This window comes from Pseudomonas cichorii (genome assembly GCF_019719005.1).
Taxonomy (GTDB): Bacteria; Pseudomonadota; Gammaproteobacteria; order Pseudomonadales; family Pseudomonadaceae; genus Aquipseudomonas; species Aquipseudomonas cichorii_E.
In genome coordinates this window covers 71,375-85,428 of the sequence record NZ_JAIGPJ010000025.1, presented here as the reverse complement: position 1 = coordinate 85,428, position 14,054 = coordinate 71,375, and the positions used below count along the sequence as shown (strand labels likewise).

The window sequence follows — 14,054 nt, the reverse complement described above, 5'->3', positions numbered from 1 at the left end:
GCAACCGGGTAGCGGTGTTCAAAAGCAAAGCGGGTTGACAGTGGGGGCGAGTCCATACATAGGAGCGAATTCATTCGCGAAAAGGCCAGCCACTACTTCCCGATCCCATACTTGCGCAATCGGTGCGCAATCGCGGTATGGGAGGTGTTCAGCCGTGCCGCCAGTTGCCGGGTCGAGGGGTGATCGGCATAAAGCTTCTGCAATAGTTCGCGCTCGAAATCCTCGACGGCCTGTTCAAGGCTGCCGACTTCGCCATCGTTCTGGCGAGCGACAGCAGTGCCTGCGATATCCAGATCGCCGATGTCCACCACTGTGCTTTCACTGATGGCCGCGGCGCGGAATATCACGTTCTGCAACTGACGCACATTGCCCGGCCAGCGGTTGCCCAGCAGGGCTGGATAGGTGCCAGTCGCCAGGCGGCATACCGGTCGCTGGATCTGGGTGCAGGCCTGTTCCATGAAATAACGGGCCAGCAGCAGAATGTCCTGACCGCGCTCGCGCAGCGGCGGGACCTCCAGGTTCAGCACATTCAGGCGATAGAACAGGTCTTCGCGAAAGGTGCCTTCGCTGACCATCTTTTCCAGGTCGCGATGGGTGGCGCTGAGGATGCGCACGTTGACCCTGACTTCCCGATCCCCGCCCACTCGTCTGAAGCTGCCGTCGTTGAGAAAACGCAGCAGCTTGGCTTGCAGGTAAGGCGACATTTCGCCGATTTCATCGAGAAACACGGTGCCCTGGTTGGCCAGTTCCATCAGCCCTGGTTTGCCGCCACGCTGGGCTCCGGTAAACGCGCCGGGCGCATAACCGAACAGCTCGCTTTCAGCCAGGTTTTCCGGGAGCGCCGCACAATTGAGCGCCAGGAAAGGTTCACCATGACGAGCGCTGCTGGCGTGACAGGCGCGCGCAACCAGCTCCTTGCCTGTGCCGGTTTCGCCTTGAATCAGCAGGGGCGCATCCAGTGCGGCAACTCGCTGGGCGCGGGCCTTGAGGATGCGGATCGCTGGGGATTCACCCAGCAGCGCATCGAAGCCTTCGGCATGGTCGTGATGCAGGGCCGACAAGCGTTCGCCGATCCGGCTGGGCAGGTACAACGTCAGCAGGGCACCGGCTTCGGTGATGGGCGTGGCGTCCAGCAGCAGGGCTTCGCCATTGAGGGTGACTTCGCGCATGGGCAGACGAAAACCGTTTTCCAGCAGCGTGGCCTGCAGGCTCGGATCGGCGAACAGTTCACCGATGGGCTCGCCTTCAGGTTCCCGGCCAATCAGCGCGATCAGCGCCGGGTTGGCCAACAGCACATGCCCGGCACTGTCCAGCGCCAGCACCGGGTCGGTCATGGCGGCGAGCAGGGCATCGAGTTGCAGGTGGCGGCGCTGGCCGGGGAGGATATCGACCACGGTGATCGCTTCGACGCCACGCACCCGGAACAACGCATCCTTGAGTTCTTCGAGCATCTGAGGGCTCAGCGTCGGCGCATCGATGTAAACGTTGGGAGGCACCATCTCCACGGCATCGAGATTCAGATTGCGTCCACCCAGAATGGCCAGCACTTCCTGGGTGATACCGACGCGGTCGATGAAGCAGACATGGATGCGCATGGGGCGTTATGGGTTCTGGGCTGCGGAGGGTGGCCAGTATAGGTTTTTTCGCGAATGAATTCGCTCCCACCGGGTTCGCAGGAGCGAATCGGGCGGCGTTCCGCTCATTCGCGAAAAACGATCACTCCAGATGCTCGGGCTTCACAGGCTCGCCGGGCTTGGCATGCAGCTTTTCGCGGATGTCGTTGAACATTCTGTCGTAATCCTTGTGCAGGTCGATGGGCATGGCGGCGCGATTGGGCAGGCCATATTTGATACCGATACGGCCCGCATCGTGGGCGAAGTTGAAAGCCAGATCACGTGGCAGGCTGAATTCTTCAGTGACGCTCTTGCCGTTGATCTCTCCCTGCATGGTGAAGTGCATGGAAGTGCCTTCCTTGGGGTCTTCCTGTACTTCGTAACGAATGTGGATGTCGTAGCTGAAACCCGTGTTTTGCAGGGCAGCATGGGTAATGTGCAGATGACCTGGTTCAAACATGGCGGTCGCTCCGTCGCAGAAGATAAGTGTAGGGGTAGACCCCGGCCCGTTGGCCGGGGTTCAGCACCCTTGACAGGCACCCGACAGCATAGCCTTGCGGCACATTTGCGTTACTGATTCAGATCACGGCCCGGCTCGGGTCTGGACCAGAGCCACAGATTGCCCATCGCCATGCCCGCGATGGCCAGATAAAGCCACCACACATGATTGAGCAGGCTCAGCATTACGATGGCGCACACCAGCATGCTGATGGTTGCGCTGATCTTGGCGCTGCGCGTGACCAGCCGGCCATTGCGCCAGTTGCGCAGGAGCGGGCCGAACACGCGATGGTTTTCCAGCCAGGCATTGAGGCGCGGCGAGCTGCGGGTCGCGGCCCAGGCGGCCAGCAGAATGAACTCGGTTGTCGGCAGGCCGGGGATGAATATGGCGGCAATGCCTATCCCCAGGCTGACGTAAGCGAGGATGCCAAACAGAAAGCGCGAAAGTCTGGAGCCGGGCGGTTTATAGGTCATGTTCACTACAGGCAGGTTCACAAAGCCCGGCCAGCTTAACAGCACCGGGCGTTTTTTCATGCCTGAACCTGTTCGACCTGTGGCGCATGGGCGTAAGCGTGTTGCAACAGCACGGCGAAGCGCTCGAACGCTGCAATGGCTCCCCGATCCAGCTGTGCTTCTTCTTCGGCACTGAATGTCAGGCCGTCCAGAGTCCTGATAAAGGTTTTCCAGCCTTCGGCACGACCACCGGCAGGTTCACCCAGATGCCGTGCACCAAAGCTTTCGCTGAGGTTCAGGGCGGCGGCGCGCTTGATCAGGAAGGCCGCGCCCAGTTTTGAACCTTCGGAGACGAACAGCCAGCCCAGGGCTTCGGCCTTGCCCGGATTCTGCACAGCGCCTGCGACGGATTGAGGGATGTCGGTGTTGAGGTCCGCGAGGTCGGCCCTGGCTTGTTCGGCACGGCAGCGGGCGGGCAGGTCGGCGACGACATGGATCAACTCTGGGTCGTTGTAGAGGCTTTGCAGTTCCGCCTGGAAAAGGTACTGGGCAACGACAAAACGCTTGTAGCTGTCCAGGGTTTCAAAGGGCGCATTGGCCTTGACCGTCTTGTCGAGCTGCTCGTGAGGCGCATGGGTAATCTGGTTGAGACGCTGGGAACGCAGTGCAGGACGAGTCTGCTCGGTTGTCATCAGGTTCTTCCTTGCAAAATGAAAGGGCGTTGTTGAATAGACGAATGGCCAGCCCCCTAAGCGTAAAAAAACACGCCGCCGATCAGGCCCGATGGCGTGTTTTTCACAAGGCTGGTGGTGACTGGAATCAGATATCCCAGACCAGATTGACGCTGAAGTTGCGGCCCGGCTGGGTCAGGCGATCCAGGTTGGCCGGCGCGGTAGCACCTGCTTCACCCACGCCGTCGTAGCCGCGTACGTCATCCCAGAGCCAGTATTTCTTGTCGGTCAGGTTGTAGAGGCCGGCATTGACGGTGACGTCGTTCGTGACCTTGTAATAGCCGGTCAGGTCCAGAATGCCGAAGCCCGGTGTGCGGAACTGTGAGGCCGAGCCATCCGGCTCGTGGAATTCGCTGTCATCCACGCGAGTCTTGCGTTTGACCAGTGTCCAGTTCAGCAGGCCGCCGTAGTTATCCTGCTCGTAACCCAGGCCGAAAACGCCGGTCAGCGGGTTGACGCTGTTGAGCGGTTCGCCCGTGTCGTTGTTGCGGCCCTGAGCGTAGGCAATCGAGCCCTGAGTGTAGAGGCCTTGCGGCGCGCCGAAGCTGTCCAGATTCAGGCGGCCCTTGACCTCGGCGCCTTTGATGGTGGCGTGCTTGATGTTGTAGGACTGGAAGGTGAGCTCATCGTAGCCGGCAGCCAGACCGTCTTCGTTGATGAAGTCGCGGTACTTGTTATAGAACACGGCAACGTCGAACGAACCGGACTCGAAACGTCCGCGCAATCCGGTTTCATAGCTCTTGCTCTTTTCCGGCTCCAGGTTCGGATTGGGCTCGACCACATAACCGGCCGTGGTGTTTTCAAAGCTGCCGTACAAGGCTTTGGCCGACGGTGTCCGGAAACCTTCAGCGTACTGGCCGTACCAGGTGTATTCGTTGCTCAGGGCGTAGGTCACGCCGAGTTTGGGTGATACGCGGTCCCAGGTCCTGTCCTTGTTATTGCCGCCGCTTGGGTCGTTCAGACCTTCGGAGTTGAGGAACTCATCGGTCATCTTCGGGTTCAGGCGGGTGTAGCTGTAGCGCACGCCCGGCATGAAGGTCCATTTGTTCCAGCTGATCTGATCCTGAGCGAACAGCGCATAACTGGTGATGGTCGGGTCCGGGAAGTCGCTGGTCGGGACCGGGTTATCGGAGGCTACCGGGCTAGTGGCACCCGCGACGGTACAGGCACCGAGCACCCGCGCGCAGGTTGCGCTGCCGGTACGCAGGCCGGTGACTTTCTGCTGCTTGAGGGTGGTGCCGTAGGTCAGCACGTGATCGGTGCTGGCAATCGCGAATGCCTTGTCGAGCTGGGCATCGAAGATCCACTGCTTTTCCTGGTAAGTCGTGTCGCGGTTGCGCAGCAGGTCGCGGCTGAACGGGAAATAGCGCTCACGGGTGCTCTGTTCTGTCTTGGCATCCTGATAGTTCAGGCTCCACTTGACCTTGTCGGCCAGCAGGCTGTCGAGGGCAAAGTCGTGTTCGATGCCAACGCGTTCGCGGGTGATGGTGTCGTTGGTGGTTCGGCCGCGGTACATGCCAACCCCGACTCCGTTGCCGAATGGCCCGCCGACGGCGCTGAGCTGATTGGTGTCACGATCATCCTTGTACTTTTCGTAGGTAAACGCCAGGCGCGAGTCGTCGGCGTAGTTCCAGCCCAGTTTGGCCAGCACATTCTTGGCGCGCTGGTCTTCCGGGTTGGCTTCGGTACGGGTCAGGCCGGTGCCGCTGGTGCTGCCGTAGGATTCGGTTTCATGACCTTCGCGCTGACTCAGGTGCAACAGCGCGTCGAAGTCTCCCTGGCGGCCGGCGACGGTGCCCGAGGTCAGCCAGCTTTCATCGGCCGAGCTGTAACCGGTTTTCAGACGGGCGCCGACGTCTTTGCCGGGCTTGATGATGTCTTCCGGATCCAGGGTGTAGTAACTGACCACACCACCGATGGCGCTGCTGCCGTAAAGCGCTGATGCCGGGCCACGCAGAATTTCGACGCGCTTGACGATTTCCGGGTCCACGTAATTGCGGCGGGTCTGGGCGAAGGGGCCGGTGAAGAAGCTGTCCGGTACTTCGACGCCATCGACCTGGGTCAGGACCCGGTTACCGTCGATGCCACGAATGTTGTAGCCGGTGGTGCCGCCACGCTGGCCTGCGCCGCCCACCGAAACACCCGGTTCGTTGCGCACCAGATCGCGGATGTCATTGACGTTGCGTCGGTCCAGTTCGGCGCGCTCGTGCACGCTGACGGTCGTGGGAACCGTGGAGATGTCCTGTTCCTGGCGCGTGGCGCTGACGGTGGTCTGCTCAAGGGCGATGACGCCAGCGACGCGCTTTTCCAGCACGACATTGTTGTCACCCAGATTGCGATAGCTCAGTTGGCTGCCCGACAGCAGGCGTTCCAGTGCCTGTGCGGGTTGCAGGTTGCCATTGGCGCCAGGGGAGACGACGTTTTGCGTCAGGTCCGACGACATCCCGACCTGCCAGCCGGTAACGCGGCTGAATTCATTGAGTGCCGAAACCAGCGGTTGCCTGACAATCGAGAACGTGTAAGTACCGGCAGCTCTTGCCTGTGGCGCGTTTTCGGTCGCAGCGACGGCGGGCATCGCCTGCATGCCGGCGCTGAAAACCGCCACGGTCAGCAGCGAAAGTGCAAACCGCTTGCGCGTGTGAGTGAACGAGGATGACATCTGTGGCGCTCCCTGACGTACTGCTGGTTATAGTGTTGTGCTTCTGATCGTTAATGCGAATCAGTTGCATTGGCTATGACTAGACGAACGAGGGAGGGCGAGTGCGTAAAAAAAGTTTTGCCGATCAGTTGATGAGTACAACGGCGGGCAATTCACGCACGTTGGCCGAGGTGATGTGCGCCAGTGAACGCACCACATTCAGGGGATTATCCAGCTTGTAGTTGCCGGTCACGGTAACGCGATCCAGCGCCGGATTGGTGTTGATGATCCAGCCGGGGTAATAGCGTCGCAGCTCTGCCAGCACTTCACTGAGGGGACTGTTATCGAAAATCAGGCGGCCCTGAACCCAGGCCAGGTCCCTGGCCGGGTCGAGTCTTTCCCGATGGCCAAAGCCCGACGGACCTACACGCACGCTGTCGCCCGCACCGAGACTGACTCTGGAGTCGCCGCGTATGGCGCTGACATCCACTGCGCCACGCTGGACCTGAACCCGTGCCTCGCCATCGAGGTAACGCACCGAAAACTCGGTGCTGTTGGCGCTCATGCGGATCGGGCCGGCTTCGATTTCCATCGGCACATTCGGGTCGAGGGCCACGTTGAAATAGGCTTCTCCTCGATAAAGGTGTGCCACACGCTGGCAGTCGTCCAGGTGGCTGGAAAAGGCCGAATCGGTATTGAGCAGGACTTTCGAGCCATCGCTCAGTTGCAGGCGCTGGCGTTCGCCGACCACGGTCAGGTGATCGGCCTGGATACGCAGCGGCAGGTTGCTGAAGTTGAATAAACCCAGCAACAGAATCGCGGCCGTGGCCAGAGGTTTCCAGTGTGGCCGGACTCGTTGCCACACCGAGGGTTTGCGCGGTGGCTGCAAGGTCGCTGCCGCGTGCTGCACCGTTTGCGAGTCCCATATCGCCTGTGCCCTGGCGAAGGCCTGGGCATTGGCAGGATCGGCCAGCAGCCAGGCTTCGAAACGCTCCTGCTGCCGAGGATCTGCGCCTTCCAGTTCGATCAGCCAGGTCAGGGCTTGATCCATTGCGCTGTCACTCAGTACATCCTGGGCAAGCGACTGCGGGCGTTCTGTTTTCACGGTGTTCCTCGGCTGCTTCGGTTTGATCTGTTTGCATCAGTGCGCGGTAGCAGACTGCGGCAGCGTCCAGGCCCGGTCAAGCCAGGTCGAGTCTTGCCACGACTCCCACACAGATCGCCATGATCAGTTTCAGTTCTTTTTGTACGGTGCTTGCAGAGATGTCCAGTTGCCCGGCGATCTCCAGATAGCTGCATCCGTTAAGACGGCTCAACGTGAATATTTTCTGTTGGCGCGGGCTGAGTTTACCCACAGTGGCACTGAGGCTTTCAAGCAGGCGCTTGGCGTGAGTGGCATCTTCGGGCGTACTGAGTTGCGCGATGACACTTTCGATCTGCTCTGCGGATGCATCTTCGACCAGAGTGCGGCCATGAATACGACGCGAGCGCAAATGATCCAGCGCCAGATTGCGGGCGGTCTGGTAGACGAAGGGTTCCAGGTGATCGATCGGGCGTTCGGTCAGGGCGCGGGTGACCCGCAGCCAGGTTTCCTGCAGCAGGTCTTCGGCGGTGCTGTGATTGCCCACCATGCCTTGCAAGGTTCGCAACAGCACCTCGCGTTGAGCGACAAACACGTCATTGAAGTGCGATTGCGACACAGAAATACCTGACCGGGAAAATCAGTGGATGATAATGCTTATCATCCACATATTCAGTCAAGTCGGCTTTCTGTATTTTTCTTAATGCTCGGCTGTTACTGCGCGTTGTGCAGCGCCAGGCAGTTGTCCAGCATGCGGTTGGAGAACGCCCACTCGTTGTCGTACCAGGCCAGTACCTTGAGCAGCTTGCCGCTGACCTTGGTGTGGTTGGCGTCGAAAATCGACGACAGCGGGTTGTGGTTGAAGTCGTGAGAAACCAGCGGCAGGGTGTTGTAGCCCAGAATCCTGGAGTGCTGGCTGGCTTCCTTGAGCAGTGCGTTGACTTCGTCGGCGGTGGTTTCGCGTTTGATGTTGACGGTCAGGTCCACCAGGGAAACGTTGATCACCGGTACTCGCACGGCCATGCCGGTGAGCTTGCCCGCCAGTTCCGGCAGCACCAGACCCACCGCCTCGGCTGCGCCGGTCTTGCTCGGGATCATCGATTGAGTGGCCGAACGGGCACGGTACGGATCGGTGTGGTACACATCGATCAGGTTCTGGTCGTTGGTGTAGGCGTGAATGGTGGTCATCAGACCGCTTTCGATGCCCAGTTCGCGATGCAGCACCTGAGCGACCGGTGCCAGGCAGTTGGTGGTACACGAAGCGCTGGAGATAATCTGATGCGACTGGCGCAGGGTATCGTGGTTGACGCCGTATACGATGGTGGCGTCCGCGCCTTTGGCCGGTGCAGAAATAATGACCTTTTTTGCCCCGGCGGTGATGTGCGCGGCGGCTTTTTCGCGGTCGGTGAACAGACCGGTGCATTCAAAGACGACATCGATATTCTGGGCTTTCCATGGCAACTCGGCAGGGTTGCGGATGGCGCTGACAGCGATACGGTCACCATTGACTGTCAGGCTTTCGCTGTCGCATTCGACGGTGCCGGCGAAAGGGCCGTGAACTGTGTCGAAACGCAGCAGATGAGCGTTCATCTCGCTATTGCCCAGATCGTTGATAGCGACGACCTGCAGGTCTTGCCGGTAACCTTGGGTATAGAGTGCGCGTAGGACGTTACGGCCGATCCGGCCAAAACCGTTGATTGCAATGCGAATAGTCATACAGTCGTCCTTCAAGAATTGTTGTTGGAATTACAAGATTATTCTCATAAAAATAGAAAACAAGCATTTTTAGTGGCAATATTTTGTTTTATCTACAACTACAAGCCTGAAAGGCTGCTTCAGTTGATCGAGATCAGGTTTTTTGCGCCTTGGCGCAGCATCCCGATAGCTGGCATGGTCTTTACGGGTGACCATAGACGTTAGCCTGGAGTTCATCACATGCATCCCCGCATTCTTGAGGTAACCGAGCGTCTCATCGCTCGCAGTCGCGAAACCCGTCAGCGCTACCTTCAACTGATTCGCGGTGCAGCGAGCGACGGCCCGATGCGCGGCAAGCTGCAGTGTGCCAACTTTGCCCACGGTGTGGCCGGGTGCGGCACCGAGGACAAGCAGAACCTGCGCATGATGAACGCCGCCAACGTCGCAATTGTTTCTTCATATAACGACATGCTCTCGGCGCATCAGCCGTACGAAGTCTTTCCTGCCCAGATCAAACAGGCATTGCGTGACATTGGTTCGGTCGGTCAGTTCGCGGGCGGCGTGCCGGCCATGTGCGATGGTGTGACTCAGGGCGAGCCGGGCATGGAACTGGCCATCGCCAGCCGTGAAGTGATCGCCATGTCCACAGCCGTGGCGCTGTCCCATAACATGTTCGATGCGGCATTGATGCTGGGCATCTGCGACAAGATCGTGCCGGGCCTGATGATGGGGGCGCTGCGTTTTGGCCATTTGCCGACCATCTTCGTACCCGGCGGGCCGATGGTTTCCGGTATTTCCAACAAGGAAAAGGCCGATGTGCGCCAGCGCTATGCCGAAGGCAAGGCGACCCGCGAACAACTGCTGGACTCGGAGATGAAGTCCTACCACGGCCCCGGCACCTGCACCTTCTACGGCACCGCCAATACCAACCAGTTGCTGATGGAAGTCATGGGCCTGCACCTGCCGGGCGCATCGTTCGTCAATCCGGGCACGCCCTTGCGTGATGCGCTGACCGTCGAAGCCGCTCAGCAGGTCACCCGCCTGACCAAACAGAGTGGCGAGTTCATGCCCATCGGCGAAATCGTCGATGAGCGGGTGCTGGTCAACTCCATCGTGGCCCTGCACGCCACGGGTGGTTCCACCAACCACACCCTGCACATGCCGGCCATTGCACAGGCTGCCGGTATCCAGTTGACCTGGCAGGACATGGCCGACCTGTCGGAAGTCGTGCCGACCCTGAGCCACGTCTACCCCAACGGCAAGGCTGACATCAACCACTTCCAGGCTGCGGGCGGCATGTCGTTCCTGATTCGCGAATTGCTGGCAGCCGGTCTGCTCCATGAGGACGTCAACACCGTGGCAGGCCGTGGCCTGAGCCGTTACACCCAGGAGCCTTTCCTTGAAGATGGCAAGCTGGTCTGGCGCGAAGGTCCGTTGCAGAGCCTGGACGAAAGCATTCTGCGCCCTGTGGCGCGTCCGTTTTCACCTGAAGGCGGTCTGCGGGTCATGGAAGGCAACCTGGGACGCGGCGTGATGAAAGTCTCCGCCGTGGCGCCCGAGCATCAGATTGTCGAAGCTCCGGCCAGGGTTTTCCAGGATCAGCAGGATCTGGCCGACGCCTTCAAGGCTGGCGAACTGGAGCGGGATTTCGTGGCGGTGATGCGCTTCCAGGGGCCGCGCTCCAACGGCATGCCTGAGCTGCACAAGATGACGCCGTTCCTGGGCGTGCTTCAGGACCGCGGTTTCAAAGTGGCGCTGGTGACTGACGGGCGCATGTCCGGTGCTTCGGGCAAGATCCCGGCTGCGATTCATGTCTGCCCGGAAGCCTTCGATGGTGGCCCTTTGGCTCTTGTGCAGGATGGTGATGTGATTCGCGTTGATGGCGTAAAAGGTACGTTGCAAGTTCTGGTCGAAGCGTCAGAATTGGGAGCCAGACAACCGGCAGTCGGTCAGCTCGACAATGGTGTCGGTTGTGGCCGTGAACTGTTCGGCTTCATGCGCATGGCCTTCAGCTCGGCGGAGCAGGGTGCCAGCGCCTTTACTTCAAACCTGGAGACGCTCAAGTGAAATTGGCTCTGGTCGGTGATATTGGCGGCACCAATGCACGTTTTGCCATTTGGGAAGACGACAAGCTGCATTCGATCCGGGTATTCCCCACTGCCGATTATGCCGGGCCGGAACAAGCCATCGAGATCTATCTGCAGGACCTCGAACTGCAACGCGGTGATATCGGCTTCGTCTGTCTGGCCGTAGCCGGTCCGGTGGACGGCGATGAGTTCTATTTCACCAACAGCAACTGGCAACTGAGCCGTTCGAAGTTCTGCGCCAACCTGAAGGTCGATGAGCTGTTGCTGATCAACGATTTCACGGCCATGGCCCTGGGCATGACCCGCCTGCGTGACGATGAATACCTGACCATCTGCCATGGTATCGGCAAACCGGATCGCCCGCGTGTGGTGGTCGGCCCGGGAACCGGGCTTGGAGTCGGGACCCTGATCAGCACCGGCGAAGGCCGCTGGATGGCCTTGCCCGGCGAGGGCGGCCATGTGGACCTGCCGATCGGCACGGCTCGCGAAGCCCTGCTTTGGACGCGGCTGATGGCCGAGCACGAGCATGTCAGTGCCGAGACGGTGCTGAGCGGCGCAGGCCTGTTGCAGTTGTATCAGGTCAGTTGTGCGCTGGACGATATCGAGCCGGTACTCAAGTCGCCTGCGGCCATTACCTCGGCGGCGCTGTCGGGTGATCCGGTGGCGGCCGGGGTTCTGGATCAGTTCTGTGTGTTTCTGGGCCGGGTGGTGGGCAATAACGTTCTCACGCTGGGCGGCCTGGGTGGGGTATATATCGTGGGTGGCGTGGTGCCACGCTTCGTCGACTTCTTCAGCAACAGCGGTTTCAAGCGCGCACTCGCTGAAAAAGGCGTGATGAGCGATTATTTCAAAGGCCTGCCGGTATGGCTGGTTACTGCCGAGTACCCCGGCCTGATGGGCGCGGGTGTCGCATTGCAACAGGCGTTTGGAAAGGATCTCTGATCCGCTTTTCCGCGCTGTATGTCACGGATGGCAACTCAATAAAAACAACGTCACTGTCAACAAGGACGATTCAATTTGAGCTCAGTCAGTAAATCGATTCTGTTGGTCGATGATGACCAGGAAATCCGTGAATTGCTGGATACCTACCTCAGCCGCGCCGGTTTTCAGGTGCGCACGGTGGGAGACGGCGCGGATTTTCGCCAGGCGTTCAACGAGGCCCCCAGCGACCTGCTGATCCTCGACGTCATGCTGCCCGATGAAGACGGCTTCAGCCTGTGCCGCTGGGTGCGTCAGCATCCGCGCCAGCCTCATGTGCCGATCATCATGCTCACCGCCAGTTCCGACGAGGCCGACCGTATCATCGGTCTGGAGCTGGGGGCCGACGATTACCTGGGTAAACCTTTCAGTCCTCGTGAGTTGCAGGCCCGCATCAAGGCCTTGCTGCGTCGTGCGCAGTTCGGCCATGAGCGCTCTGGCAACGACGTGATGGTGTTCGATGAGTGGCGTCTGGATATGGTCAGCCATCGGCTGTTCCATAACGATGGCGAGGAAGTGATCCTCTCCGGTGCGGACTTCGCGCTGCTCAAGCTGTTTCTCGATAATCCCCAACAGATCCTGGACCGCGACACCATCGGCAATGCCACCCGCGGACGTGAGCTGATGCCGCTGGAGCGTATTGTCGACATGGCCGTCAGCCGTCTTCGTCAGCGTCTGCGCGATACCGGCAAGGCACCGCGACTGATACGCACCATACGCGGCAGTGGTTATCTTCTGGCGACGAATGTCAGCGTGCACGCCAGCAATGGCTACTGAAAAAACCGGTTTGAGGTTGCCGAGTCCCAGACTGCCACGTTCGCTGCTGGGGCGGATGCTGTTGCTGACGTTGCTGGCCGTATTGATGGCCCAGGCACTGTCCAGCGTCATCTGGCTTTCCCAGTTGCGCGCCACGCAAATGGTCGGCCTGGTGACCAGCGCCCGCAGCCTGGCGTATTCCATGGCCGCCAGTGTCAGCTACTTTCGCTCGTTGCCTCTGGCCTATCGCCCGCTGGTGCTGGATCAATTGCGCAGCATGGGCGGCACGCGGTTTGTCGTGTCGCTCAACGATCGCCCGCTGGACATGCAGATACTGCCGCCGACACCGCGCAAGCAGGCTGTCCTGCAGGTTGTCGATGAAGTCTTGCGCGAACATCTGGGCAAAGATCCCGATATCGCCGTGTGGTTCGTGCGCCCCGATGACCTGCGGATTTTCAACAGCGGCCTGAAGCTCGATGAGCTGCCTCGTTCATGGGCGCATTACGCCCTGACCCTGGAACCGCTGGACCCACCCGTGCTGGTGACCCAGATTGAACTGGCTCCCGGCGAGTGGCTGTATATCGCCTCACTGCTGCCTGAACCCTATACCTCGCTGGAAGAACAGGAACTGCCTTTGCAGCAGGTCTGGTTCATTGCCCTGACCAGTGTTTTTCTGCTGCTCTTCATCGGTCTGCTGGTGCATTGGCAAAGCCGGCCTCTCAAGCGTCTGGCGCGTGCGGCGCGGGACATGTCCCTGGGCGCTGACGTCGAGCCGGTGGTCGAAGGCGGTGGCAGTGAAGTGGTGGAAGTCAGCCGCGCCTTCAATGCCATGCGCAACCGGATCAGCCGTTACCTGACCGAGCGCGGCCAGTTGTTCAGCGCCATTTCCCACGACCTGCGCACGCCCATTACACGCTTGCGATTGCGGGTCGAACTGCTGGAAGACGAGAAGTTGCAGACCAAGTTCAGCCGCGATCTGGATGAGCTGGAGCTACTGGTCAAAGGCGCGTTGCAATGTGTGAAAGACACCGATATCCACGAGAACATCGAGCAGGTGGACCTCAATCACTTGCTTGAATGCCTGATCGAGCCCTATCTGCGTGACGGGCGTGTCACGCAGAAGGGGCTTGCCGAAGCGGCCTATCCCGGCAAGCCGCTGGCGCTCAAGCGCTGCATCGGCAACCTGATCGACAACGCGATCAAGTACGGGCACCGGGCGCACCTGAAAGTCGAAGACAACGAGCTGGCTTTTGTCCTGCACGTGGACGATGAAGGGCCGGGCGTACCGGAAAAGCGGCTGGAACATGTGTTCGAGCCGCATTTTCGTCTGGCTGGCAGCCAACAGCAGGGCTATGGCCTTGGCCTTGGCATCGCCCGTAATATCGCCCACAGCCATGGCGGCGAAGTAAGCCTGCAGAACCTGCGCGAAGGCGGATTGCGGGTGACGTTGTTTCTGCCTCGATCAGTGGATTGAGGTAGATTTCAAACGTCATCATCGGCGGTGTCTGTGAATCAGCGGTATTC

At 59.9% G+C, this 14,054-nt stretch carries 12 protein-coding genes; 4 read left to right on the top strand and 8 right to left on the bottom strand.

Features of this window, described 5'->3' with window-relative positions:
- Window positions 1-92 precede the first annotated feature (92 nt).
- The 8 genes from K5D32_RS17770 to gap all read right to left on the bottom strand — a co-directional run bounded on the left by K5D32_RS17770 (window position 93) and on the right by gap (window position 8,730).
- Window positions 93-1,595, bottom strand: a complete 1,503-nt coding sequence (locus K5D32_RS17770) for a sigma-54-dependent transcriptional regulator (RefSeq protein ID WP_221578083.1) — start codon at window positions 1,593-1,595, stop codon at window positions 93-95.
- A 121-nt stretch (window positions 1,596-1,716) separates the two neighbouring features.
- On the bottom strand, window positions 1,717-2,073 hold the full coding sequence (locus K5D32_RS17765) for a DUF5064 family protein (RefSeq protein WP_221578084.1): 357 nt from the start codon (window positions 2,071-2,073) through the stop codon (window positions 1,717-1,719).
- A gap of 110 nt (window positions 2,074-2,183) precedes the next feature.
- Window positions 2,184-2,645 (bottom strand): YbaN family protein, encoded by a 462-nt coding sequence (locus tag K5D32_RS17760; protein ID WP_221578085.1) that lies wholly within the window; start codon window positions 2,643-2,645, stop codon window positions 2,184-2,186.
- Complete coding sequence (locus tag K5D32_RS17755) at window positions 2,642-3,256, bottom strand: biliverdin-producing heme oxygenase (protein ID WP_221578086.1); 615 nt, start codon at window positions 3,254-3,256, stop codon at window positions 2,642-2,644. Before K5D32_RS17755 ends, K5D32_RS17760 begins: the two co-directional genes overlap by 4 nt.
- A gap of 127 nt (window positions 3,257-3,383) precedes the next feature.
- The gene (locus K5D32_RS17750; protein WP_221601264.1) at window positions 3,384-5,954 is read right to left on the bottom strand and encodes a TonB-dependent receptor; all 2,571 of its coding nucleotides are present in this window, start codon (window positions 5,952-5,954) and stop codon (window positions 3,384-3,386) included.
- A 124-nt stretch (window positions 5,955-6,078) separates the two neighbouring features.
- The gene (locus K5D32_RS17745) at window positions 6,079-6,984 is read right to left on the bottom strand and encodes a FecR domain-containing protein (RefSeq protein WP_221601267.1); all 906 of its coding nucleotides are present in this window, start codon (window positions 6,982-6,984) and stop codon (window positions 6,079-6,081) included.
- A 130-nt stretch (window positions 6,985-7,114) separates the two neighbouring features.
- Window positions 7,115-7,633, bottom strand: a complete 519-nt coding sequence (locus K5D32_RS17740; protein ID WP_221578088.1) for an RNA polymerase sigma factor — start codon at window positions 7,631-7,633, stop codon at window positions 7,115-7,117.
- Window positions 7,634-7,728: 95 nt separating this feature from the next.
- Entirely contained in the window at window positions 7,729-8,730 is a 1,002-nt protein-coding gene (gap, locus tag K5D32_RS17735) for a type I glyceraldehyde-3-phosphate dehydrogenase (RefSeq protein ID WP_221578089.1), read from the bottom strand.
- A 219-nt stretch (window positions 8,731-8,949) separates the two neighbouring features.
- Between gap and edd the strand changes: the two genes are divergently transcribed.
- From edd to K5D32_RS17715, 4 genes are all read left to right on the top strand, one after another.
- On the top strand, window positions 8,950-10,776 hold the full coding sequence (gene edd, locus K5D32_RS17730) for a phosphogluconate dehydratase (RefSeq protein WP_221578090.1): 1,827 nt from the start codon (window positions 8,950-8,952) through the stop codon (window positions 10,774-10,776).
- Complete coding sequence (locus K5D32_RS17725; protein ID WP_221578091.1) at window positions 10,773-11,738, top strand: glucokinase; 966 nt, start codon at window positions 10,773-10,775, stop codon at window positions 11,736-11,738. Before edd ends, K5D32_RS17725 begins: the two co-directional genes overlap by 4 nt.
- A gap of 75 nt (window positions 11,739-11,813) precedes the next feature.
- Window positions 11,814-12,551 carry a response regulator gene (locus K5D32_RS17720; protein WP_221578092.1) on the top strand — a complete coding sequence of 246 codons (738 nt, stop codon included), beginning with the start codon at window positions 11,814-11,816 and terminating at the stop codon, window positions 12,549-12,551.
- Window positions 12,541-14,004 (top strand): ATP-binding protein, encoded by a 1,464-nt coding sequence (locus K5D32_RS17715; RefSeq protein ID WP_311775790.1) that lies wholly within the window; start codon window positions 12,541-12,543, stop codon window positions 14,002-14,004. The genes K5D32_RS17720 and K5D32_RS17715 overlap by 11 nt, the downstream gene beginning before the upstream one ends.
- Window positions 14,005-14,054: the final 50 nt, after the last annotated feature.